21 protein-coding genes and 1 tRNA gene are annotated in these 26215 nt (G+C 37.3%); 1 reads left to right on the top strand and 21 read right to left on the bottom strand.

Annotated features, from left to right (window positions below; translation table 11 throughout):
• Nucleotides 1-11: 11 nt before the first annotated feature.
• From E7303_RS05075 to E7303_RS05005, 15 genes are all read right to left on the bottom strand, one after another.
• On the bottom strand, nucleotides 12-2150 hold the full coding sequence (locus E7303_RS05075; protein WP_292144143.1) for a CotH kinase family protein: 2139 nt from the start codon (nucleotides 2148-2150) through the stop codon (nucleotides 12-14).
• Nucleotides 2119-2715: a VanZ family protein gene (locus E7303_RS05070; protein ID WP_292144142.1), complete on the bottom strand. Its 597-nt coding sequence runs from the start codon at nucleotides 2713-2715 to the stop codon at nucleotides 2119-2121. The genes E7303_RS05075 and E7303_RS05070 overlap by 32 nt, the downstream gene beginning before the upstream one ends.
• 23 nt (nucleotides 2716-2738) lie before the next feature.
• The gene (locus E7303_RS05065) at nucleotides 2739-3572 is read right to left on the bottom strand and encodes an O-antigen ligase family protein (RefSeq protein WP_292144141.1); all 834 of its coding nucleotides are present in this window, start codon (nucleotides 3570-3572) and stop codon (nucleotides 2739-2741) included.
• 564 nt (nucleotides 3573-4136) lie between these two features.
• Nucleotides 4137-5090, bottom strand: a complete 954-nt coding sequence (locus E7303_RS05060; RefSeq protein ID WP_292144140.1) for a glycosyltransferase family 2 protein — start codon at nucleotides 5088-5090, stop codon at nucleotides 4137-4139.
• On the bottom strand, nucleotides 5087-6085 hold the full coding sequence (locus E7303_RS05055; RefSeq protein WP_292144139.1) for a glycosyltransferase family 2 protein: 999 nt from the start codon (nucleotides 6083-6085) through the stop codon (nucleotides 5087-5089). The genes E7303_RS05060 and E7303_RS05055 overlap by 4 nt, the downstream gene beginning before the upstream one ends.
• Nucleotides 6027-7451 (bottom strand): polysaccharide biosynthesis tyrosine autokinase, encoded by a 1425-nt coding sequence (locus E7303_RS05050; protein ID WP_292144138.1) that lies wholly within the window; start codon nucleotides 7449-7451, stop codon nucleotides 6027-6029. Before E7303_RS05050 ends, E7303_RS05055 begins: the two co-directional genes overlap by 59 nt.
• Nucleotides 7452-7506: 55 nt before the next feature.
• Complete coding sequence (locus tag E7303_RS05045; RefSeq protein WP_292144137.1) at nucleotides 7507-7776, bottom strand: lasso peptide biosynthesis PqqD family chaperone; 270 nt, start codon at nucleotides 7774-7776, stop codon at nucleotides 7507-7509.
• 10 nt (nucleotides 7777-7786) lie between these two features.
• Nucleotides 7787-9190 (bottom strand): sugar transferase, encoded by a 1404-nt coding sequence (locus tag E7303_RS05040; RefSeq protein ID WP_292144136.1) that lies wholly within the window; start codon nucleotides 9188-9190, stop codon nucleotides 7787-7789.
• Nucleotides 9191-9203: 13 nt separating this feature from the next.
• Nucleotides 9204-9686: a PssE/Cps14G family polysaccharide biosynthesis glycosyltransferase gene (pssE, locus tag E7303_RS05035; protein WP_292144135.1), complete on the bottom strand. Its 483-nt coding sequence runs from the start codon at nucleotides 9684-9686 to the stop codon at nucleotides 9204-9206.
• A 23-nt stretch (nucleotides 9687-9709) separates the two neighbouring features.
• Nucleotides 9710-10180, bottom strand: coding sequence for a PssD/Cps14F family polysaccharide biosynthesis glycosyltransferase (gene pssD, locus E7303_RS05030; RefSeq protein ID WP_292144134.1), 471 nt, complete (start codon nucleotides 10178-10180; stop codon nucleotides 9710-9712).
• A 293-nt stretch (nucleotides 10181-10473) separates the two neighbouring features.
• On the bottom strand, nucleotides 10474-11913 hold the full coding sequence (locus E7303_RS05025) for a glycoside-pentoside-hexuronide (GPH):cation symporter (RefSeq protein WP_292144133.1): 1440 nt from the start codon (nucleotides 11911-11913) through the stop codon (nucleotides 10474-10476).
• Nucleotides 11913-13385, bottom strand: a complete 1473-nt coding sequence (locus E7303_RS05020; RefSeq protein WP_292144132.1) for a DUF6937 domain-containing protein — start codon at nucleotides 13383-13385, stop codon at nucleotides 11913-11915. The genes E7303_RS05025 and E7303_RS05020 overlap by 1 nt, the downstream gene beginning before the upstream one ends.
• A 196-nt stretch (nucleotides 13386-13581) precedes the next feature.
• Entirely contained in the window at nucleotides 13582-14667 is a 1086-nt protein-coding gene (locus tag E7303_RS05015) for an HD-GYP domain-containing protein (RefSeq protein ID WP_292144131.1), read from the bottom strand.
• Between the two features lie 52 nt (nucleotides 14668-14719).
• Entirely contained in the window at nucleotides 14720-16882 is a 2163-nt protein-coding gene (locus E7303_RS05010; protein WP_292144130.1) for an HD-GYP domain-containing protein, read from the bottom strand.
• On the bottom strand, nucleotides 16860-17915 hold the full coding sequence (locus E7303_RS05005) for a histidine kinase N-terminal 7TM domain-containing protein (protein WP_292144129.1): 1056 nt from the start codon (nucleotides 17913-17915) through the stop codon (nucleotides 16860-16862). Before E7303_RS05005 ends, E7303_RS05010 begins: the two co-directional genes overlap by 23 nt.
• 193 nt (nucleotides 17916-18108) lie before the next feature.
• Here E7303_RS05005 and E7303_RS05000 point away from each other — a divergent pair.
• Nucleotides 18109-18191, top strand: a tRNA-Leu gene (locus E7303_RS05000).
• A 74-nt stretch (nucleotides 18192-18265) separates the two neighbouring features.
• On the opposite strand, the gene E7303_RS04995 is transcribed toward E7303_RS05000, so the two are convergent.
• From E7303_RS04995 to E7303_RS04970, 6 genes are all read right to left on the bottom strand, one after another.
• Complete coding sequence (locus E7303_RS04995) at nucleotides 18266-18865, bottom strand: NUDIX hydrolase (RefSeq protein ID WP_292144128.1); 600 nt, start codon at nucleotides 18863-18865, stop codon at nucleotides 18266-18268.
• A gap of 86 nt (nucleotides 18866-18951) precedes the next feature.
• Nucleotides 18952-19230, bottom strand: a complete 279-nt coding sequence (locus tag E7303_RS04990; protein WP_292144127.1) for a hypothetical protein — start codon at nucleotides 19228-19230, stop codon at nucleotides 18952-18954.
• Nucleotides 19231-19431: 201 nt separating this feature from the next.
• The gene (locus tag E7303_RS04985) at nucleotides 19432-21078 is read right to left on the bottom strand and encodes a putative manganese-dependent inorganic diphosphatase (protein WP_292144126.1); all 1647 of its coding nucleotides are present in this window, start codon (nucleotides 21076-21078) and stop codon (nucleotides 19432-19434) included.
• A 60-nt stretch (nucleotides 21079-21138) separates the two neighbouring features.
• A complete protein-coding gene (locus tag E7303_RS04980) occupies nucleotides 21139-22869 on the bottom strand; it encodes an ABC transporter ATP-binding protein (RefSeq protein ID WP_292144125.1) in 1731 nt (576 codons plus the stop codon).
• The gene (locus tag E7303_RS04975; protein ID WP_292144124.1) at nucleotides 22866-24590 is read right to left on the bottom strand and encodes an ABC transporter ATP-binding protein; all 1725 of its coding nucleotides are present in this window, start codon (nucleotides 24588-24590) and stop codon (nucleotides 22866-22868) included. Before E7303_RS04975 ends, E7303_RS04980 begins: the two co-directional genes overlap by 4 nt.
• Nucleotides 24591-24622: 32 nt before the next feature.
• Nucleotides 24623-26152, bottom strand: a complete 1530-nt coding sequence (locus E7303_RS04970; RefSeq protein WP_292144123.1) for an RsmF rRNA methyltransferase first C-terminal domain-containing protein — start codon at nucleotides 26150-26152, stop codon at nucleotides 24623-24625.
• Between the last annotated feature and the right edge of the window lie 63 nt (nucleotides 26153-26215).

Below are 26215 nucleotides of genomic sequence, written 5' to 3'. Positions count from 1 at the left end.
CATTGTGCTAATTACTGTTGCTGTTCAGCTTGCTCTGGAACCACGCCGTTAATCCTATCTCTCTCTGCCTGAATCACGTTAATGTCCCCACCTTTTTCAGCAACTTCCTTGGTATAAATTGAAATATAATAATATCTGTTATCAAGATATTTTTTTATGATATCAACACCATCTGAATAGACTTTATCATTATATCCCCCATAAAATCTGTTCCTTGATGCAATAACAGGTTTTTTCAAAAGTGATGAGTACTTATCAATAACTTCTGTATACCTGTCCTCACTAAAATAGTTAGTTGAAATCTCATCCATGGTTTTAACAAGGCTGTCGCAGAATTCTTTGTTCATAAGCAATGAATTAAGAAATGGATCATTTGCATAATTAGGAAAAAGAAATGTATCAATACTATAAGAACTCTCACCTTTTATTCCCATAGTCAGATCCATCCCCGGAAGTCCCCATCTCCATCTTCCATCATCATATGTTCCTGTACCCTTTTCTGATGTTCTCCATGCCAAACCGGTTTTTGAATTATATAAGTAATTACCAACGTAAATATTGAAACACATGTATTGAAGGTAGCTGTCAATATCGCACATGCTTTTAAAAGTACTATAGTTTTCTCTGTCACTCATATCATTAAGTACAACAAATTCATATAAATCCTCGAAGACCGGTGAATAGTCATTTGCGTTATAAATATCTAACCCGCCATTAATTTCATATTTATTCCTTATATACTTTTCATCCCAACTATTGACAAAAGAATACAATCCCCAGAATTCACCATCAATAAAAACAATGCATGGCGTAAAATTGCCATTTGTAACTTTAGAATCTTCAATAAGAGAATTAATGACATAATCTCTGATTTTCATATCACTGTCATTATAATGAGTGCTTAAAGTCAAATAATTTCTTGCATCTATGCTATCCAAAATCGATGAACCCGCAAATTTACCATTGTATTCTTCTTCTGAAATCTTGATCTTGAATCCCTTCTGTCTATATGATTTATAATCATCTCCAAAAATATTAATAACGACATCTGATTCCAGACTTTTACCTCTTCCGGGTTCAAAATATTCTATTTTAGCATTTCTGGTCCATCCCAATCTGAAATTACCATTCCAGTTGTTTCCCTGAGTAACACCGTCCTCTCTGGCTCTTCCACCAATATACATGCCATCAAAATAATCAAATAAATCATGTGGCTCAGCAACAATTGATAAAACTGGTAAATTTGCATATTCGCTTTTCCTAAGTAATCCGACATAATATGACTGAGTAGTTGAACCTGTTATATTGCCTGATGCATCAACCTTAATAGCCCTTAATATCATTCCCTTATCAATTGAGCCGGGAAGATAAACGCCATCTGCACCTTCTACTGCCATTGTGGCATATACGTACTTTCCGCCAGAAAGACTTTTTATCCTTATTGGCTCTTCATATAGTGTACTTTCAACAGTGGGTTCCGTACCATCAAGAGTATAATATATTTTTTCACCATCTGAGGCTTCAAGGGTCAGATCAAACTCAGTATTATAGAATCCACCGGGTGAAGAAATGCCTATTCCTCCATAATTTACCATTACAAAATCATCAGGGTTCTCATTTTCTTTTCCTTTTGAGCTAGTCACGTATCCTAACTCATTTGAATCTTTTGTCCTTCTGCCATAACTTTGTCCTGCATTTAATTTAGGAATACTCGATGATAAAACATCTTCGCCTTTCCTATTCCTTAAACTCAGAAAAGCTCCGTCGTTTTTTCCAGGATTAGCATTTAGTTCTAAAACATAGAAATCGTTTTTTAAAGCTTTTGATCCATCCTCAATTTCAGCTATTTTTTCTCCTGAGAGATAAACTGAATAGCCTGAAATATCGTAATCTGCATTTGAATTATTATATATTTCAATCCACTTATCTCCATTTACCTCTGTGAGGATAAGTGCACTTTGCATTACCCCATCTTCAGTAGATGCAATATCTTCTTTTACCATTTTTTCACTTTCAACAAGTGTTTCAGTTATAATCCTGTCATTTTTTCTTGCCAGAAAAATCAGCAAAAGTAGTAAGATAAGCGCAGCAATCGTAAGACCGATTATTATTTTGTCTTTAGTTGATATTTTGTTTTTTACTTCTTTCATGCCTAAATAACCTCTTTAATAATTCATAAATAATTATTCCCAAGCAGGTACCAATGAAATTTGTGAGTATATCTGTTATTTCAAAAGTCCCTCTTTTGGTGATGATCTGCAACAACTCTATGCAAAAACTAATTAAAAAACCTGTTAGTGCAGTCATAGCATCATCTTTTAAACCACTGGCCTTCTGCTCTAATCCTTTTAGCATAAAGCCTATGGGAATAAACAAAAACACATTGAGAAGGTTATAGAAAAATTGTCTTTGTCCATAAACATCTCCATTAATAACTCCCCACTGAAAATACGGAACAATTTTACCTGAATGGTAGGAAGTCCCTGGTTCCCTGCGTATAATAGTGATCAGTATTGTAATCTCAAAATATAGAATCGATAGAAAAAGCAAAATTAAATACAAAACAGATCTTTGCTTTCTTTTTACCATACATGTAATTTCGTACACGAAAGTTATAAGCAAAGCCAAAAACACACTTACTAATATATCTGACAGCTTTATTCCATCTAACTGCCCTGCAAATAACAATAATATGCTGTATAATTCCATCCGCATATCTTTAGCTCCAAACCCCTATATCATTCCTTTATATAAACAGACTTTTTCTTTCCAAAATAAGAACTTGTGAGATTTTTTTCATTTTTAGGCAAATCAAGACATATAAAAATGGCGAAAAGAACATATTGATACTTCAACGTCATCAAAGCATCTACTACTGATAAATGAATATAGTAGCCAATAGTTCCTATCAGCACCATTTTCACTAGTGCAGATTTACTTCTAAAAAATTCAATGATCATTCTTAATCCCATTGAAATCAAGAATAAGCAATAGGAAATCAACCCCGGATAAGCATACATAACATAATGATATACATAAAAATTATCTATTGATCTGATAACGCTGCCGTCGTCAAGAACTGACATGAATCCCCTCTTTTTTCCCTGGCCCAGAATAGGATTAAGCCACTTCAAAAAGAAAATCCTCCATATGTGACGTCTGTAGTTAGAACTGCCTTTCATATTAGTCAGATCAGCGCCATACTTTATGGAAAAAGTAGTATCGAAAAGAGTATCAATGAGCAATGTAATCTGAAGCATTATGTATTTTCCAAATGAAGTAGACTGAGTAGCAAACACAACAGCCATGAACAAAGAAGAAAATACAACCAGGGAAACAATATTCATCTTAATGTATTTTTTCTCAGTGAATATAAACATCAATGCAAATTCAAGCACCATTATTCCAAGGCTTGACCTTGATCCTGTCAAAAAAATATTGATTATTGTTCCTATCAGCAATAATGGTCTCTTAAAAATATTGTATTCATTTGCCTCCAGGTCTATTCCTGCAAAGGGCATAGCCGTTACCAAAAACAGTCCATATCCCAGTGAATGCCCAGCATTACTCATTATTCTGTAGCTTCCGTTTCTAACAAATGAACCTGAATATAGTGTTCCCCTATGTATTGTCTGAAGCAACAAAAAAGGTGAAAATTGAGTCACTGCTTCAACAATGCCCAAAACAACAAAAAGGTAGAGATAAGCAATCAACATTTTTACTGTTTTATTAACACCGACGCTTTCTCTAATGACATAGATCAATAAATATAACTGCAAAATTTCTATAAAGGGATTGAAAAAGCAATTAAAATCTGCCCTGAATACCATCGTGTATCCTAAAACAAAAATGTAAAATAACAAGAACGGAGTTATCTTCTCCTCTTTTATAAGCTCAAGAAAATCATTAGCCCTCTTATGATCTGCAAAGATAAGCAAAAGTATAACCAATGTCATAAATCTCAAAGCAGTCATATCAAAGCCCGGTAATCGAATGCCAAAATATGGTGGCAATACATAGAGTGCAAAGATAAAGAGCACAGAACTCCTGTAAAACAATTTCGTTTCTCGTTCTTTTATATATTTACTTTTCCCCTTCTTCAAACCAAGACTTACTTCCATACCTAATTTCCAAACCTATTTCAGTACCATAAGAAGTTCCACAGGTACTGCACGTTTTTTGTGATAACAATCCAAAAAGCCCAAAAGCTTTATGGAGTTAAAAATTTTCTTTCTGCCAATAAGATCCTCTCTCATTTGAGTCGCCCTTATATGTTTATTCAGCAAGGTCGTTTTTCTCTCATATTCCTGCTGAGATATCTTGTTCTTCCTATACAGATGATCAATAAAAACAATTGTCTGCTTGTGACTTTTCTCTAAATCACTCAAATACTTAAGCCGTTTTCCCTTATCATGTTCTTTATGAAGTGTGACATTATTTGAGTGTAGTCTTCTCCTTATAGTTTTTCTATGGTAAAAATATAACGATTCTTCAGACAAAGCCATCTTCCAGACAAATTCATCATGAGCCCACCCTTCATACCAAAAAACAATAACCCGATTTATAAAATCTCTGGTCATAACCATTGTGCACCCCTGACACCCTATAAATATGTTTTCAGAATTAAACAAAAGCTTTTCAATTGAATCATCATTTCTAAACTTCTTAAGTTCCCATTTGTGAGGATCCGGTGCATCTTTATCGCATTTAAAGGGTTCAAATTCAGATCCTAACAGACATATCTCAGTATTATTTTCAAGAACTTTTACCATCTTCTCTACTCTGTCAGAAATCCAGATATCATCCTGATCACAAAAGAATATGTAATCGCCAGTGGTTTTACGAAGAGCCTTAACAAAATTCGAAGCATATCCAAGGTTTTTATCATTTACCGTAAAGTGAATTTTATTTTGAAGTTTTTTATCAGATATGTACTTTGTAATGACCTCTGCTGTATTATCGCTTGAAATGTCATCGCAGATCACAATCTCATCTACAGGTAATGTCTGATTCAATATTGAATCAAGCTGTTCTTCTATAAATTTTGCTCCATTATATGTAGCCATCGCTACAGATATCTTTTTTATCATCCAACCATTACCTTAGACAGAATTTTTGCATATGCTCCGCAATTTGCCCTATTTACAGACTTTACATAAAATCCTATTTTTCCATTAAAATAGTCATTTCTTTTATAAAACGGAAAAGATTTCTGAATAAAAGAAAAAGTCTTATCATATAATTCTCTTCTCATTATTCCGTTTTCTACTCTTCCAACTCTGCTCAAGTTACTGCAAAACGCTATCTTCACACAGAAATACTCAAGTTCTTTTTTATACTCTTCATACAATCCCTTTTTTCTGTAAAATACCAAAATATCATCAAGGACTTTAAAAATATCTGCCACTCTGCTTCCGGCATTTCCAGTCATTGTAGAATTTTTCCTGATGCAGTAGTAAACAAGTTTTTCATCAACGTAAACATGTTTTTTAATAAACAGTAAAGCTTTGACATAAAAAGAGGTATCTTCATATATCATTCCTTCCGGAAATCTCACAGCACCATCTATCAAAACTTCTCTTTTGTATAGCTTGTTCCAAGGTGAAACCTGTGGATTCAAAAACAATTCTCTGACATTTTCGTGATTGGAAATATGTCCATTAGTACCTATTTCCTTGTACTTTGGAAATCCGTTTTTGTCATACTTCTCAAGTTCTAACATGCTGTGATAATGGCACTCTACAAGATCGGCATTATTTGCGACGGCTGCCATGTACATTTTTTCAAACATGGTTACATCCACATAATCATCTGAATCTGCAAAGCCAATGTACTCACCTCTGGCCATTTCTATGCCAAGATTTCTTGCAGTTGCCTGCCCACCGTTTTCTTTAGAAAAAGCCTTTATAATATCAGGATATTTTTCTTTATATTCATTTATGATGTCAGGTGAACTGTCTGTTGATCCATCATTAACTATTACTATTTCCAACAATGAATGATCTATTGTCTGCCCCACCAGTGCATCAAGACTTCTTCTTAAATAATTTTCGGTGTTGTACACCGGAACTATTACGCTTACCATAATCCCCACCATCAGCAAATGCTTTATGATTGTAATCCTCTGATTTCATTGAAATCCCATTATAGATAATCCCACAAATATTGGCATTTACTGCCTCTAAATTCCTGACAACCATTTCCGCTCTTTCAAGCCTTGTCAAAAACTCTCTTACTACCAAAATATATGCGGTTGATACCCCGGCAAGTTCAACTGCATCAGCAACAATTCCTGCTGAAGGAGTATCAATAATTATCATGTCATATTTTTCCTTACAGTCTTTAATAAGATCATTCCACCTGTCACTTATAAGAAGATCCGTTGGATTAGGAGGCATTGCTCCTGCAGTAATGACATCAAGTCTATCATTCATATCCTTATGAATATTCAAATCTGCTATAGAGGCAAGATACTCACTCAGCCCTGTTCCTTCCGGTAAATTTAGTCTTTCTCTTATATCACCATTTCTAAGATCCGCATCGATAAGAAGTACCTTTTTGCCCATTGCACCAAACAGCTTCGCAATATTTATACTGTTAGCCGTCTTGCCCTCATCATAATCAGCACCAGTAATAGTAAAAACAGGACACTTCTCCCCCTTCCCGAGAAAAAGCATATTCGCTCTGATCTCGTTATAGGCTTCCTTCAAAACAAATGGACTTTCACCACTAACAACGATATTTTCTGAATCTAACAGGGGAACTTTTCCTAGAATCGGAATCGTAAACTTATCATCTACCTCATAGACCCTTCTTATCCTCGAATCCAAAAGGCCCATAAGTAAGAACCATATTGCTGATAAACCTCCTCCAACAACTATTCCTGCAAGGGTCACCATTGTGACGCTTGTTGTCTGATAAGGTGTTGTAGGAAAAGTTGCTTCGTCAAGAACCTCTATGCCACCTGACTTAACAATGCTGATAATTTTTTCAGGAGCAAGCTTCCCTATTGTATTGGCTATCAACATTGCATTATAAGGGTTACTGTCATATACAACTACATTGAACACAGCGGTTCCCTGAACAGCATATGCAGAAATTTGTTTCTTTAGTCCATTGGGCGTGTATTCTTGTTCTTTCAGCTCTGCAGCCTCTATAACAGATTCCAAAAAGCTTTGACTCTTCAAGATATGAAGATATGAAGACAGAAGGCTACTAGCCGCTCCAATCTCACCAGTCGACAAATTTATACCACTATCATTTATATAATCCGGATTGCTGTAAACGTATAAAGAAATTTCTGAAGCATAGGTGTTCTGCCTTGTTACATAGGTAAACCCACCAGCTAATATTCCACAAATCAGTCCTATAAGGATCATATATTTCAGTTTTGTCTTAATGATCCAAAGTATCTTCTCTAAATGTAAATTGTTAATGATTATCTTAAACATCTAACTTCTCCCAACTAGCAATAATAAAATCCATCAATACTTTTTCTATACCGAGTCAAATAAAATCCAGTTCTTTTAATCTCCCCAAAAACTCAAGAACTGCCTTTTCACATTCATCCTCTGACACATCGTACTCTGCCAAAAGCTTTTTTATGATCTCATCCACCGTTATCTCTTTCTGAATCAGATCCCATATATCATTTCCGGAACCCTTTATCATGAAGTATTTGCCGGAATCAAAATCGATCATGACCTTTTCTCCTGAAAGGTCTGTAACATTGAGATCCTTTTTTAATTTAATAACATCATTTCTATTTATCGCCATGATATTCCCCTTAATACGCTCCCTTTCTCCTAAACAAAACTCCAACTGTTTTCAGTATTATCTGGACATCTGTTAAAATACTCCAGTTGTCTATATATTTCAGATCAAGCTCTACAACATCATCAAAATCAGTGATGTTGCTTCTACCACTTATCTGCCACATTCCTGTTATTCCGGGCTTAATGCTGATTCTTCGCCATTGTTCCCTCTTGTACTGTGATACTTCATCCAATGTCGGCGGCCTTGTGCCGACCACACTCATATCTCCCTTTAAAACGTTAAAAAACTGTGGAAGCTCATCAATACTGGTTTTTCGGATGAACCTTCCTACCTTTGTGACTCTTGGATCATCTTTTATCTTAAACATGAATCCGTCCATCTCGTTCTGCGATAGGAGTTCTTCCTTCTTTTCCTCTGCATCAATACACATGCTCCGGAATTTATATATTTCAAAAGTCCTTCCATTTTGACCAACTCTTTTTTGTTTGAATAAAACAGGGCCACTTGAATCAAGCTTTATTGCAATTGCTGTAATAAGCATGATTGGGAAAGTAATTATTATTCCAACAAGACTTACAAATATATCCATCAGTCTTTTCACAAGCTGCTCATAAGTATTAAGAGTTACTGTATGATATGTAATAAGCGGATAAGTTCCAACTGAACTTACAAAACTGTTTGGCCTGTTCATAAGGTGATGGCCGTCAGCGTCTATAACCACTTTGACTGTGACTCCCATCTCAAGACAGATATCTACATACTCATGGATCTGCGCCAGATTATCATCTGTATGCTGCATGAAATATACCTGATCAAGCTCATATTTTCTGATAATATTTTCAAGCTCTGACAGATTTCCTAAAACATTAAATACTCTGTTCTCAAGTTCTCCTTTTTCCAAAATGTATCCGACATTTTCTATCTTCATGCTTGTCTTATTCAGGAAATAGTTAAACTTCTCAAACTCTTCAAAAGTCCCAACGTAAGCTGCTCTTGGAGCCTTATAGGTAGTTGTGATCATCTGCAGGAATCTACTCACTATCATGTTCAAACATATTGCAATATAAGTGAACAAAAGATAGTGAAAATGGAATCGCCTTGCTCCCGGCCCGGGATTGTAAACATACATAAATACTATTGTTGTAATTGATGCCAAAAACCAGGACTTTGTCAGTATCTTCCAGAATCTGTCCATATAGAAAAACAATGTGACATTATAAATCCTGGCCTCTTTATTAGCCAGGATATATACGACTCCAAAGACGATAACAAGGGCAAAGCATTTAAGATATGTACTTTCTCTTAAATAGTTGCCATAAACCATCTTTTCAATGAAGTACACGACAGATATCAAAAAAATATCTATGCACATCTGTATAGCGTTGGTATTTGCTCCCTTATTCCTACGATTCATACTTCTCCAACCCTTAATCAAACATTCCCATGAAATTCAGAATTATATCTTCAATATTTCCACCCTTTACTACATAAGGCTTAAAATCATAAGTTTTTGCTTTTTCAATATAATCGCCAAGCTCATCAATATTTTCGCAGCTAAGCACGCATCCTTTTGATGAAAAAGCATTTGCTATCTCTCCCTGGTGGTCATCCACGTGTTCTCCAAATCTGCTCTGCCTTGGAACTACTATTACAGGCTTTTTGGCATTGGTCCCGGTAATTATGGTGCCTACACCCGCATGTGTGATAAGTATGCTGCATTCTGATATTTTTTTTGCATATTCTTCAGAATCAATAAAGTCAACATACTTACAATTTTTTGGCTTATAAGTTGAAGATCCTGTCTGAATAAAAAATTCTTCTCCAACCGTATTTTTCCCGGCAAGTTCATCAACCGCCTTAACTAGTCTGTTCATCTGAAATTTTTGTGTTCCAAGCGTAACAAAAATCAAGACAACACCCCCACGATGCAAATTTAAAATATTTCGCCACCAAGCATTGATTTTGGATAATTCTCAAGCATATCTTCCCACTGAACCATGAAAAGATCCGACAGGTTATATACAAGCTTTCCTGTCATTGACGGATGGTTAACCCTGGCAAAAGATTCTACATAAATGACCTTTTTTCCCAAGAGCTTACCTACCACACAGAATGGATACGCTATAAGAGCTCCTGTTGTAATGATGAATTCAGGCTTCTCTTTAAGTAATATCTGTATTGTCCTAAGGAACAGATAAATAAACTTAATAGGAAACTGTGCCTGCTTTCTATTCATCTGTGGGACATAATAATGTCTGTTACAAAAATCCTTGACCTCAAAATCACTTTTTTCTGTAACAAGAAAACAATCGTATTTTTTTTCTATTTCTTTTAATCTGGAAATTTCCTCCAGGTGACCACCTGAAGACGCTACGAACGCAACTTTAGCCGCACTATGGCTCATACAATTCCCCTCCCATTAAATAAGAAAATAAAAAGCCGTTAAAAAATCCCAAATAGTACTGTTTTTCCACCCTTGAAGTATTGATTGATCCGCCCTAAAGAAATGAATCAATATTCATTTCTATCAATCCTGTAATACTTCTTACAATACTGTTACAAATTATAACGCGTTTTTAATCATAACATCTATCATAATTCGGTATTTTTTTGTGATTTTATAATTATTTTATAATTTAAAAAAGGGTTATGTGCGGCAATTTTCCACACATAACCCTTCTTTCGTATAATTATGAATTACTTCATTTTTTCAGTTTCCCTTTTTACAAGTTCAACAGAAATTTCCTGAAGTTTTTCGTCTGTCAAAATGTATTTTTTCTTAAACCAGAAGATTGCAAAGATAAGACCCGCGATAGGAATAAGAGTCATCGTCATTCTAAGTCCCATCTTCTGAGCAGCTTCTACTCCAAGTGAGTAATCAATTTTTTCAGCAGTTTCCTCAACATCCTGTGAAAGTGCAAGGATCTGAAGTGCTAAAGATGCAATAAGAGCTGAGATTCCGGAAGCAAGCTTAACTACAAATGTCTGCATTGAAAAAATAACAGATTCATCGCGGCGCTTGTTCTTAAGATCACCGTAGTCAACAGTGTTGGCAAGAAATACTGTTGTTATAACAGCAAGCATACCATTTGCAGCAAAGATAAAGAATCCCGGTATAAATAACAGAAATACATTGCTCATAGATGTTGATGCCAGAACAAGAAGTGAAATGTATCCTGCAATAGCCATTCCAAGGCTGACATAATAAATCTGAATTGATGAAAAGAACTTTCTAAGTAATGGATATAAAAGCATCATTGCAAGGATCTGTATTCCGCCGCCAAAAGTAGAAAACAGAGTATAGTCACCTCTCCAGCCTGTTCCGCCAAAATCATATTTAAAGAAATAGATAACAAGGTTTGATGTAATATAAATTGAGCAGTTTACAATTACGATTGCTACAGTTACTGCCATAGCCTGGTCATTCTGGATAAGAGCCTTGAACATCTCTCCTATTGAAGCTGACTTCATATCTGTTGTAGCTTTTTCTTTTACATTGATGCAGCAGATAACTGTAAATAATACAAAGAGAACAGCTACAGCAATTGAAAAGTAAGAAAAACCGATTCTTTCAACTTCTCTGTCTGAAATTCCTGCAGGTCCAAAGGTTCTACCAAGAGCAGATACTGACATTACTGTGATGATAGTGATAATAGCAGAACCAACTCCTGCACATGAACGAGCAAGTGTTGTGAGGCCCTCTCTCTCTTTTCCGCCCTCAGTAAAGGCAGGGATCATTGACCAATATGGGATATCCATCATTGTATAGGTAACACCCCAAACTATGTAAGTTACAGCAGCATAAGCCACAAGCCCGCTTCCTGAAAGAGTTGGCGGAGCTGAGAACATAAGATAAAGAACGATTGCATTTGTGATCGTTCCTATAAGAAGCCAGGGTCTGAACTTGCCCCAACGGGTCTTGGTCTTGGCAACTATCGCTCCCATGATAGGATCGTTAAACGCATCAAATACACGTGCCACCATAAGGATAACACCCATTGCAGCAGCGCTTACCCCTAAAATATCCTGAAAATAATAAAGTACATAAGATGCTGAAAGCATGTATACCATGTCTTTTCCCACAGCACCCAGTCCATAGGACGCCTTCGCAGCCCCTGACAGTTTTGCTTTTTCCATTAGTTTTTACCCTCCTTAAGCTTTACAGCAAGCTCAACAACTTTTTTTGCTCCGTCATAGATACCCATTTTTTTGTTAAGAACTATGCTCTCACACATCTCATTCAAAAGATCAGTTTCAAGGAACTGGTCAACCATCTGAAGGATATGCGGTATATCTCTGCACTCAAGTGTACCATCCCCAATCTCTGCTGAATGGATTGCTCCCCACATCTCATGTTTACCAACTCTCTTGATAAAGAGCTTTGGAACAGGATAAAAGGCCAGCTCACTTGGTTTTGTCACAAGTACATCGCAGCTTCTCATAAGAAGATTTGTTGCGTAAACTGCCTCAAAAATATTCTTGTGATAAAAACCATGGATTCCTGTAATAAGATTTGAAGGATCAAGAGCTTTTTCTGCAAACTCAAGTGTATCTTTCCAATCATTCATATGCTCTGTTGCAAGAGCCTTCATTCCATCTATCTCGGATACAAGCTCATCCCAAACGTTTCTGTAATCGCCGACATTAACGTAGAGAACAGCCTTTCCATCTTTTATACTTGGGATCAGGTGCTTTATGATCTCTGCAAATATCTCTTTCTGTGCGCCTGCTCCGCCAATAGTCAAAAGAAATCTCATAGGATCGCCATTTTTCTTTCTGGCAATTCTCATATCACAGTCTTTTTCAATATTTGATACAAGCTCATAGTCAATGTAATGCCCTGTATAAACAAGTGCGTCCTTTGGCATAGGCTTTGAAACGCTCTTTTTATTCATTCCATTGAGGACTCTGTAACCCATATATGCATTCTTACACTGTATTGTATGAACTGAGCCTTCAGATAAATGAAGAGCCATTGGCCAGTTATCAGGAATAGCATTAACTACATATTTCATTCCTGCGTGAATTGCTGCCTGTGCAGGCCATGCATGAGTTGCAATAACAGGAATATCCTTAGGCACATTTTTATATACAGGTGCCATGAGCTCGGCATTTTTCTGGTCTTTGGCATTATATGAAAGAGCTCTGAATCCCTCATAGTTCATAGGTTCCCAGACAAGCTTATTGAAAATTGGGTTCTTGCTGAGTCTTGATCCAAGAGAATACAAGTCGTTCTGAGCACCTATAACCTTGGTGCAGGTTGTCTCTTTATATGAATTAAGATCCATCCAATATGGTGTATATCCAAGATGATGGGCATAAGATGCCATTGCCATTGAGATTCTGTAATGGCCAAATCCCATTCTTATATTTCCAACAATGATCCCATTCTCCCTGTCCATCTCCGAAACAGGAGCCTTAGATGAAACTTCAACATTTTTCACCCCAAGAAGTGGTCCAATAACTTCATTATCTACAACATCAAAGCCGTAGTTGACATTTGAATCATCACCATATTTCTTTATATAGCTTTTCTTGGACTTAACCGCTGATCTGTAATCTTTATCACTAATTACATTGCCAAAAATAACTTTAGATTTCTCAGTCATAATCTTCCCTTTTCTGCCACTAAAAAAAGAGGCTTCTTATATACTAATAACTTTATTTGCAAATATGGAAACCATTAATATATATTACAGTTTCCATATCTTAATAGTATACAAAAAAGCCTTTTTCTTCAAGAAACGCTTTTTACAATTTTAGTATTCGCTATTTGTGCAAATTTACCTTAAAGCAAGGAAAAATCTAGATCACAGCCACAATAGAGAGTTGCTTGTTTGTAGCAAGATCGACGTAAGTATCACCGCACTTCACAACAGGTCTTGCCAAATGATTTGGATTTACAAAGATGATATCTCCGGTCTTACCGTTATTTAACATTACTCTATTGGCAATAAAAGTATTAACTATATTACTAAGGAAGGTCATGATAGTATTGGGATCATACTTATCAATTCCCTCTTCCTCAAATTGTTCAATTACTTCGAATGGACATATCTGAGATCTGTACAGTCTTTGAGATGTCATCTCATCATAGACATTGGCTACAGTTACGATTGATGCTATCTCATCTATCTGTTCATTTTTCAGATGGAATGGGAAGCCTGAACCATCCCTGAGTTCATGGTGCATCAAAACACAGTTTTTGATATGAACATCAATATCCTTGTCTTTAACAAGCTCATACCCCTTTACCACATGTTCATTCATGGTCTTCTGCTCAAAGGGTGTAAGAGGAGTAGTTTTAGTAAGAAGTTCCGGTGGGAGAAGCACTTTCCCAATATCATGCAATAGACCACCTGCTGTAGCAAGATGTATCTTTTCCTTGGGAAGTCTCATCCATGTAGCAAGGGTATTGCATATCAAAGATACATTAAGGCTATGCATATATACTGCATCGGAATTATCCCTAAGGTTATGGAGCATATCAAAAACGCCTGCTGTTCCACCAGCTTCAACAAAGAGATGATAAACAGGTTCTGTAAGCTTATCGACATCAAGAGGCATAGTATCATTAGCGATCATACGAAAAGACTCTTCAAGCTTTTCAGCGTTCTCTTCAAGATGCTGTTTGAATCTAATAAACCCTTCGGAATTCTTTAGCTTCTCTGAATAGGAAAGCTCTGCCTTGGGCTTTATTGGAACAGATTTAGGAACAGGTTTGACCTCATCCTCTATAAAAATATTATAAAGAGAATGTGACTTTATCCTCTCTATACCCTTACTGTCCAGCACTGTTCCCTTGGGAAGAACAAGCCTGTCATCTATGGTATAGATATTTTCCGAAACCACCATTCCGGGTTCAAGTTTGTTAACAGATATCAGCTTCATAAGCGCCCCTTTGAAACGTTTATAATAATACTATATATAGTGTATCACATTTTCACGAAAGTCGTTTTATTTCTGCTGTCGGGCAGGCTTTATTAATCGCATTTTCATATTCTTCAATCTGTGATTCTTCTTTATCATAAAAAGCAACTATATATTGACCTTCTGTATACTGAATATTGACGTCATGTGCATCAGTTATTTCTTTTATAACCTGCCTATACTGATCTTCATATCCCAAAGGTTTTACAAAAAGTAACTGATACTGTTTTCCCTTCTTTTCCATAAGTTTCATAACATAACATAGCATTCTGACATGAGAAGGGTTGAGAATATTTTCTTTTCCTAGTAAAAGATCACTTTGAAGCTTTGTCTCAAGAAGCCCAGAATTCTTTTTACCTGACATCCCATTATCCTTAACATCATTTAGGGTAACAGCACTTATTTCTTTATCATCTAAAAGACCTACAAATATATCTACCAGTAAAGGATCAAACTGCGTACCGGCCCCATTAACAAACTGCTCTCTTACTTCTTCGTCTGTCAGCCTGTTTCTGTACACACGATCAGAAGTCATTGCGTCGTAGCTGTCTGCTATAGCAAGTATTCGTGCAACCAGTGGGATATCAGTATCTGAAAGGCCATCCGGATAACCTTTTCCATCAAATCTCTCATGATGATATCTTATTCCGTCCAAAAGAACTTTCATGTCCTCTCCAAGAGTATTCATGATCTCATACCCTATTTCTGTATGTTTTTTCATCAGGCTATATTCTTCATCATTCAGTTTACCGGGTTTATTGAGGACATTATCTGCAACCCCTATTTTTCCAATGTCGTGAACAAGCCCCACATAATGAATTGTTAATATATCTTCCTCACTAAAATCGTAGTCCGCTGCCATTTCTCTTGCAAGTCTCTCGGCATATAATCCCACACGCTCAGAATGCCCTCCTGTGTACTCATCTCTGGCATCTATAGCACTTGCGATGGTCTGTATAGTATTTATAGTCATGGAAATACGGTTCTTTTCAGTATTTCTGTAAAGCTTTATCTCATCATAAAGTGTCTGGATGACAGTTGCCGCCATCAAAAGCAAAAGCCCCGTACATATACGAGCGCCAAATGAACTGAACATTCCAAAATGATAGCCTGCAAATTCAATAATTGCCGAGAATATGAAAAATATCATACCTACAGCCGTTATATGATATTCTCTGACTCTTTTTGTTCTGATATCAGTAAAGATGTTTACGATAGAGACAATTGCACAGACAGCGTTTAATACCTGGGAAATGGCCATGGTCTGATACAAATCAAAAATTCCTCCCATGGTCAAAAGAATGTTTATAATGATCTGTCCAAGGACAAGGCCTTCAAGCACAAGATATCTCTTATGATAAACTCTGTGCTGCACCTCATCAAAATACATACATGACAGAGCCCCTATAAGTTCCACAAGAAAATAGGAAAAATACCTTGATAATGAGGGTCTATGAAAAATGAACTGTCTTAATGTAGACTCGCTAAGAACCCACAGCGTGATATTCATCATGAGAAGTCCCAGATTTTTGGTTGCTCCAACTCTAAATGAATTTCCAAAAAACAGTGACGTCACAAACAAAACTGCTCCGAGAGCACAAACTATTATGGCGCTGATATTAACCCAAAGTCCATTTTTAATAACCTTGAACCAGACGTTATTGCCATAGCTTATGCTCATGTCATTTACTATTCTGTTTGTTTTGAACTTAACTACCACTCTTATCTCTTTTCCTGAATCAGAAGAATACAAGGTAGTAACAAGATATGCACTGGGGATATAGTAAGACATGTATTCCATGGATTCGGTAGAATACTCACTTCTGAGTTTACCATCCACATACACATGAACATCTTCCATATTAGATCTGACCATAAGGCTCATTCCATTATTAAGAAGCCTTGGCAGTGTATTGACGATCGTTATCTTATCACCATATTCAGAAGGCACAACCCAGGGGAGTTCAATCTTTTTACCTGAGTCATCGCCGGAAATTGTCCATCCCTGATTAAAGCTGTCCGTATCAAAGGACCCCATATAAGCTTCATCAGCATTTCTTCGGTCAAAAAAAGCAATACCCATGGTAACTATTGTCAGTGCAAGCACAAACAATAGCCCTATGCTGATCAGGTTTTCCAATATTTCACTGGACTTATATCTGAGATTTCTCTTCATCAGTCTGCTCCGATGGTACTTTTGCGTTTTCCCTGATGACCTCGGTCACGTTGTGCACCTTTATAAGATACCCAATTGACCATTTCTTGCTGCTCATAAGCTTTGCTATTTCATATCTGTAAATCTGTCCCTTATACCCATAAGTCTTTACCGGGGTCTTTTTTGTGGTATTCTCTTTAACATAATCCATTAGCGGTTTTCTAAGGAACGTATTAAACCGCCCTCCATTACCCGGAATCTTTTTTTCAAGCTCCCATTTATCAAGCTCAGGGAAAAGAACTTTCGCATAGTCATTACATCCCATATACTTTAGCTTTCTGCTAAAAATAATGTATCCTGTACTATTTATCTCATCCTCAAAAATGTCCTTGTTATTGTAAACGGAATACACAGATATTCTGATAAGTGGCACCATGATTACAGCTATGGAAAAAGTCAGGAAAATAGGGATAAGCTCAAATTCAAGATGTATGAATTTCTCAACAAGATATACTCCTACAACAAGCATATCCATAAAAAGAATGATGTTGACATTAGTTCTGCTGACTACAGTCTTCCTACTAAGAGAATACATGCAGACTACGATACCAGCCGTAGTATAAAGAAGCAAAAAGACTAAGAAAACTGAGTGCATCGGGCCATAAGTCTTAATAAGATAAGCACCACCGCCATCTGTACTATATTCTACAGTTTTATAGAAGATATCAGATTTTCCTACTGTACTTACAGTAAGAAAGATAACAATTTGAACTGCATACAAAATCGAGCTTACAATCTTGGGAACAAATACGTGACAGATATTACAAATAATAAGAAAAAGAACTGTTGGCGCAAAAATACCAATAACGTAAGACATAGTATTTGCAAGGATTGCTTCCTCAAGATTCTGCGAAGAGTAAAGCGCATAATAACCACCATTACCTACTGCTACTACAGCAATAAGTAAGATAAGATTGACATCTATCGCTTTCTCATAAGCTACTATGAACAGCAGCATCACAAGTGCTATACAGAAACAAACCAGATATATCATGCATACCTCATTTCAATCATGAGTAGACGCGCTTCTGTTATCTTTTTATCGATAGTACTTTACCATTATAACATATATCCCTTTAAATGTATGCACAAAGCGCGCGTTTACACTCAAAAAATCACTTGAATATCCATGATACCTATGCTAAACTAATAAAGCTGTGTCAGTTATATGATTCAGCCTTATATCGGCCGGCATGTCGGAATGGCAGACGATGCAGACTCAAAATCTGTTGTGGGTAACCACGTGTGGGTTCAAGTCCCACTGCCGGCACTAAATTAAGAAGCCAAAACGCTTTAATTATAAGTGTTTTGGCTTCTTTTTTATCCCTCTGTCTTCCCTCCAACTTACATCATATCTTTAAAAAGATAGTATGCAAGCACATGAAGTGACTGTTTGAAATCACCCTCAAATATTCTTTGCTTAAGCTCCTTTTCTGATAAAGTCAGAACATTTAAAAACTCAGTATCATCAAGGTGCTGCCCGGTAACCTTCCTGCAATTTGTCGCAGCATAAATATGGACATTGCTGTTTGATAATGTGGCATTGGCAGGCGTTGTAAGAAGATGCTTCCAGTTATCAGAAACATATCCTGTCTCTTCTTTAAGTTCTCTCTTTGCAGCCTTAAAGGCATCTTCCTCCGAAGCAACTATATTCTTACTGGTAATATAAGGAACATCACTTTTTTCCTTATACTCGATAGCACCGGCAGGGAATTCGCTTGTTACCTCATCTATTCCATGCCTGTACTGACGAACACAGATAAAATCTCCATTCTCATCAGTAGCAACAATAAGCGAAAAACTATGTTTGGAATAATTATAGACAGGACCTATTACTTCCCCATTTGGAAGCTCATAGTCATTTCTTCTGAAATCTATCCATTCATCCTGAACAACATGCTCTTCCTTCTTTAATCTCCAAACTAAATTGCTATTATCTTCCATAGTATTATTTATGATTTACATCCTCAATTTATTTCTTTTTTATGCTTTCTCAACTTGAATTCTGACCATTTATCTGTTAACAAGCATCAATCATTAACAATAACCTTGCCATTAAAGACGCACCTTGTGATTGCAAAATTATTTACACCCTTCCCCATTAACTTACGGCCATACAATTCAAGATGAATTTTCTTATCCTCAGTCATATATTCTTCTGACACTTCATCAAAAGAACTACTATCACATACTACCTTCTGAAAATCTCCTATGAACGCCGGCACTATAACTGATGCTATGGACATTCCCTGTCCCGGCCCATAGATTCCTATTATTTCATGTAACAGTTTTGCTCTTAATTCGTCCATATCCTTTCAACCTCAGAAACGTATATGCATGTGCAGAGAAATATTTGAAAGTGTGTGTGTGATTGTGCTGTCTTGAAAAACGTCAGTGCTTAGGCAGAGTATTTTTCTGCCTTAGTACTGCTACGTTTTTCACGAAGCGAGAGCGTCAGCATGAGTGCACACACACGCGAAAATATCTCTCTGCACCTGACGCTACCTATCTCAGCTTTGTATAGCTTCAACGATATTAGGAAGCAACTGCTTTTTGCGGGATACCACGCCGGGGAGCCTTGCACTGTCTCCGTCGATGTTCACTCCAAAAGCCGCATTAAGCGTGTGCTGTGCCTTTGCTCCTGCAAATACAACCTCAGAAGACTCACTGATAATATCTGTAAGCATAAAGAACAGCATATCAAGTCCGTCATCATCTGCAACCTTTGAAAGCTCAGGCTGGATCTTTTCCTTGATATCTATAAGTTCCTCAGCACTCATGGAATTGATCTGTCCAATTCCAATTGTGAGATCATCTACTGTAAACTTCTTGAAATCCTGGTGAAGGATCTCTGTAGCAGTCTTGCCGCTAAGATTTGAGCCTGCATGGAACATCTCTTTTGCAAACTCCTCATAGTCAACTCCTGCTATCTTGGAAAGTTCCTCTCCTGCCTTCTTGTCGATATTCGTACACGTAGGAGATCTGAACATAAGTGTATCTGATAAAATAGCTGCAAGTAGAAGTCCAGCAATAGTCTTATTTATCTCAACTCCGTATTCTTTGTACATAAGATAAATAATAGTACATGTAGAACCAAGAGGCTGGTTTCTAAAGAACACAGGTCCTGCAGTCTCAATAGTGCGAAGTCTGTGGTGATCGATGATCTCCAGAATTTCTGCAGAATCAGCACCATTAACAGCCTGGTTTTTCTCATTGTGGTCAACAAGAATAAGCTGTTTCTTTTTCGCACCAAGGAAATTCCTTCGGCTGATCATTCCGATGTAATGGTCATCCTTATCAAGAACAGGGAAATATCTGTGTCTTGTAGATGCCATAACTTCCTGAATGTCTTCAATATAATCATCCATATGGAAAGTGATCAGGTTGTCTTTTCTCATTACATAAGAGACAGGCATACTCTGATTGATAAGTCTTGCTACGACGAATGTATCGTGCGGAGTACAGATTATCTTGGTTCCATGGTCCTTAGCCTGAGTCTGAATAGTCTTGGCTACGCTTGCGCCCTCACAGACTATGATGCATCCCGCTTTCATCTCAATTGCGCAAAGCTGCATATCATATCTGTTACCAAGAATGACAACGTCGCCCTCTTCGATGACATTTTCCATCATATCGGGATTAGCAGCCGCTATAACTACCTTTCCTTTGGTAAGTGTATCCTCAATCTCACCAACAATTAGTTCTCCATCGAGAGTCTCAACAATATTTTGGTAAGATGTCTGAGCCATAGAAAGAATCTTTGGATCAATAACATCCATATATGTTTCAACGATATCATTAGTTGTTACAATACCTGTAAGCTCATCACCTTCTGTAACACAAAGAGTAACTACGCTTGCATCTCGCATTTTTGACCAGGCATTCTTAAGCGAGAGGTCATCCTTGATTCCGTCAAGCATACGGATCTCCATGTCTCTAACCTGTGTTCTTACATCCTTTACATAGGCAGGAACCTCAACTCCAAAATGAGATAGAACGAACTGAGTCTCCTCATTCAGGTGTCCTGCTCTGCAGGCGATGTAATCATCTCCTGTTATTTCTCTTTTAAGATTTGCATAAGTAATTGCTGCACAGATTGAATCAGTATCAGGATTCTTGTGCCCGGTTACAAATACAGGTCTCTTTTGATTTGTCATATAATTTCTCCTAAATAAAAACCACTAACTCTTTATCCATAATAAACCATCAATATGCGTCTATGCAAACTGACTGTTATAAAGTTCATGATAAAAACCTTTTTTCTCCAAAAGCTCATTATGGCTTCCCTGCTCAATGATACGTCCATTTTTCATGACAAGTATCACATCTGCTTCTCTTATAGTTGAAAGTCTGTGAGCAACAATAAAGCTTGTCCTGCCGCTCATCATCCTGTTAAATGCCTTCTGAATACGTATTTCAGTACTTGTATCGATTGATGAAGTCGCCTCATCAAGAATCAGCATAGGCGGAATGCTGAGCATAACTCTCGTAATGCAAAGGAGCTGTTTCTGTCCCTGAGAGAGGTTCCCTCCATTTTCTGAAATAACGGTATTATAACCTTCAGGAAGTCTTTTTATAAAGCTGTGCGCATGTGAAGCCTTTGCTGCTTCAATGATCTCTTCATCGGTAAAGCCGCTTCTTCCAAGGGTAATATTATCCTTTATGGTTCCGCTACGCAGCCAGGTCTCCTGAAGAACCATTCCAAAATTATCTCTTATCTGTCTTCTCTTGAGGTCCTTTAAGTTAATTCCATCAATTGAAATGCCGCCTTCATCAACATCATAAAATCTCATAAGAAGATTAATTAGCGTACTTTTTCCGGCGCCTGTTGGTCCAACAATCGCTACTCTCTGCCCCTTTCTGATATCAAGGTTTAAGTCTTCGATAAGCTTTTTATTTTTGTCATATGAAAAGAAAACATCGTTAAACTTAACATCACCTGAAGGCTCAAAAGTATCCGGAGCATCAGCGCTATCAGGAATCTCGGTCTTTTCTTCTATAAGGGCAAAAACTCTCTCTGCACAGGCAAGAGCGTTCTGAAGTTCCGTAACTACACCTGAGATTTCATTAAAGGGTTTAGTGTACTGATTGGCATAGCTAAGAAAAATAGTAAGTCCACCAACAGTCATGCCCCCTGCAATACAAGTAAGTGCTCCAAACAAAGCAACTGCCGCATAAACAAGATTATTGATAAATCTTGTTCCGGGGTTAGTCAGGGATGAAATGAAAGTAGCTTTTATGGATGTCTCCTCAAGTCTTTCATTTATGCAATCAAAGTACTCCATATTCTCATCTTCATGAGCAAAGGCCTTAACAACAGAAAGATTTCCAACCATTTCATCCACAAACGATGTCTGATCAGACCTTGCCTCTGACTGTAGTTTAAAGAGATTAAAGCTCCTAGTAGCAATGAATCTTGCTACAAATAAAGAAAGAGGAGTCAAAACAACTACTACCAGTGCAATCTTAAAATTCAGATAGAACATGAACATTAAAGTTCCGACAATAGTCACAATGCCTGTGAAAAGCTGGGTAAATCCCATTAAAAGTCCATCTGAGAACAGATCAACATCAGAAATGATCCTGCTTACGATATCTCCTGTCTGCTTGGAATCAAGATATTCAAAAGGAAGTATCTGAAGTCTTTCAAAAGCTTCTTTTCTCACATCCCTTACAACCTGAAAGGTTATCTTGTTATTAGCCTTATTCATGATCCACTGACAAACGGAAATAATAGCTATAGTCACGATCATCTTAAGCAATATGCCACCAACAATAGTAAAATCGACATTTCCTTTTCCAATAATATGATCAATTGCTCTTCCAGCAAGGATTGGTACATATAAGGACAAAAGAGCTGTTATCACTGCCAGCAACATTGATAAATATATCAAAAACTTATATCTTGCTGCATATCTGAGTACCTTTTTTAGTGTTCCCTTTTTCATACTGCACCCTCCTTTTTGTACTGAGAATCATAGATTTCTTTATAAAGATCACAGCTTTCAAGGAGTTTCTCGTGTGTACCAATACCTGCAAGACTTCCGTTATCAAGCACCAGGATCTTATCGCAATCCCTTACCGCGGATGTTCTCTGAGAAACAATAAAGGTAGTAGGCGGATTATCCATTCCTGCAATTGCTGCCCGCAGATTTTTATCTGTAAGATAATCAAGAGCTGACGCACTGTCATCAAGGATAAGAATCTCTGGCTTTCTCACAAGTGCTCTTGCAATTGTAAGTCGCTGCTTCTGTCCACCGGAGAAGTTCTTTCCTCCCTGGGCTACAACAAAGTCAAGTCCGTTCTCTTTTCCCTTTACTACTTCCTCTGCCTGGGCAATCTTAAGTGCCTGTCGAATCTCATCGTCTGTGGCATCTTTTTTGCCCCACTTCATGTTATCTCTGATAGTCCCATGAAAAAGAACTGCCTTTTGCGGAACTATACCAATTCTTTCTCTGAGAGCTTCAAGATTATACTCTTTAACATTTAGTCCGTCTATAAGAACAGCACCTTCTCTGACGTCATAGAACCTTGGAATAAGATTTATAAGTGTAGACTTACCGCTTCCTGTTCCGCCAATTATGCCGATCCTCTCGCCTCTTTTAGCAACGAAGCTTATATTCTCAATACTGTCTTCTGCATCCCCGTGATAGCTCATGGATACATTATCAAAGACAACGTGATCTTCCACATCTGAAAACTCTGTGACACTGCCATCTTCCATAGATGATCTGTATTCCATAAGCTCCTGAACTCTGTTGCCTGAAGCGATGGCTTTAGTCATTGTAAGGATCAGATTGGCAAGCTTAATGAGCTCCACAAGAATCTGGAACATGTAGTTATATAATGCAACCATCTCTCCCTGAGTAAGTTCACCTGCATCAACCAAAAAAGCTCCCTTATAGATCAAAAATACAACAGAAAGGTTAAGGATTGCATAAGTCACAGGATTCATAAGAGCTGTCACTGAGCCAACAAACTTCTGTAGCCCCATGAGCCTGTCATTGTTCTGATCAAAGTTTTCTTTTTCCCTATCTTCAAGTCCAAAGGCTCTTATGACTCTTACGCCCGTATGATTTTCTCTTGTAAGCCTAAGAAGCGTATCAAGTCCTTTTTGTATCTTTTCATACCTGGGGATGCTCCAGCCTGTTATGAAAACAACTACAAAGGCCAAAAGCGCGATTGTAACTACAAAAACAAGTGCCTGCCTGAAGTCGATTGTGAATGCCATAGCCATAGCACCAAATACGACAAAAGGTGATCTTAAAAGGAGCCTTATTGTCATGTTGACACCTTGCTGGACCTGGTTCATATCGCTGGTCATCCTGGTTATCATTGCAGAAGTTCCAAGTTTGTCCATATCCGAATATGACAATTTCTGAATATTATCAAAAAGAGCTTTCTTTGCCTTTTTAGCAAAACCGGCTGCAGCTTTTGCTGCAAAAAACTGCGCTGTAACAGCACTGATACAACCTACAAAGCACAGTAATATCAGTAAAAGGCACATCTTGATAACATAGCCCTTATCTCCACTTGCGATGCCCTTATCTATCATTGCCGCAATAACAAGCGGAACCAAAAGCTCAAATGAGGCCTCAAGAAGTTTAAATAAAGGTCCAAGTATTGTTTCCTTTTTATAATCTTTTAAATATACAAGTAATTTTTTCATCAGTTCTCCAACAAAAGTTAGTCTTAATCTATTTAGTAATTTATTCTTAATCCCTTGGGATAATGGTTTTTAAGCATACCACCTGCAGCTTTAGCCCAGCCAATGCTATAGCCGTCAGTTGTTATAAGTGCCCATCCCTTGCTGTCTTTTTTCACCTGGCCAGATGCAGTATCTGACGTATCATCTGTGATCTTCATGGTCTGGCCATTCAGGTAACTCTTTATCTCAGAGCTATCAGAAGGGTAGTCCTTATAAAGGCATACATCTTCAGGCTTTAAAAACAGCGCTAAAGCATGAGAAGGCTCAAACCTGTCTTTTTTAATCGTCCCAAGATGAAGGCCACCTCTCATGACCTTAAGTCCATTTACTGAAGGCATATCCTCCGGGCAAAGATACAGCTGATCACCAAACATGTATATGAGTCCGTTAAGACTCCTTCCACCATTGAGTTCACAAGCTATTTTTCCCCTTTTTATTTCAAAGCTCTTTTTATCAAAAACAAGAGTGTCTTTTACAAAAGTTTCAAAAACCTTGGTGCATTCCGGCTTTGCAGCTACGTTCCTACCTCCGGGCACATAGGAATTCATGCTTTCCTTTGTGAGTTCTCCATCTCTTTCAAGCACACACAAAAAATGCCCCTCACCCTGCAGCTTATGAGGCCATAACCTCATAGAATTCAAGACTTCTTCTCTGCACTTTTCTGCTCTCACAGGATCAATAGATGCACACTTTTCATAAAGTTCATCAGAAATAAGCTCTATTCTTCCGTTTTCTATTCCACCTGTTTTCTCAACCTTTACGGTATGAAAATCAGGATTATTAAAAAGAAAATCAAAAACTGTTTCTTCATTCTCATCAGCAGAAAAAGTACATGTGGAATATACAAGCCTTCCTCCCGGAAGAAGCATTTTGGCTGCATTTGACAGGATCTCTTTTTGCCTTACTGCGCAGGTTCTGACATTATCAAGACTCCATTCATCTCCGGCGTTATCATTTTTCCTGAACATTCCCTCGCCTGAGCACGGCGCATCCACAAGTATTTTCTCAAAGTACCCTTCAAAAATCTCAGATAGATGCGCGGAATCCTCGTTAAGCACAAGGGCATTTTTAATTCCAAGTCTCTCCACGTTAAGAGATAAGATTTTGGCTCTGTCCCTGTTTATCTCGTTAGTCACAAGAATTCCTTCACCATCCATATAAGAAGCTATCTGCGTAGTTTTCCCGCCGGGGGCTGCGCAAAGATCAAGTATCTTTTCACCGGGCCTTGGATCAAGAAAATGCACTGGTGCCATAGCACTGGGTTCCTGAATATAATAAAGACCAGCCTCATGATATGGGTGCTTACCGGGCTGGGCATCTTCATAGTAAAAACCATTTTCTTCCCAAGGCACTTCCTTTTCTATATACAAAAGCTTAGACTTTAGATCTGTCTTGTTGCATTTAAGAGTATTTACTCTTAAGGAGTGATATCTTTCATCATTGTCAAAAGAGCTAAAAAAGTCATCAAACTCTTTTTCACCAAGATATGATTTCATTCGTTCTTTAAAATCTACAGGAATCAAAATAAGAACCTCCACAAAAACTCTATGGCTATACTAACAGTTTTTTTCAATAATCACAAATCA

It is taken from the genome of Butyrivibrio sp. (assembly GCF_015056685.1).
Lineage (GTDB): Bacteria > Bacillota > Clostridia > Lachnospirales > Lachnospiraceae > Butyrivibrio.
The sequence above is the reverse complement of the archived record's forward strand: the minus strand, read 5'-3'. Positions and strand labels throughout refer to the sequence as shown.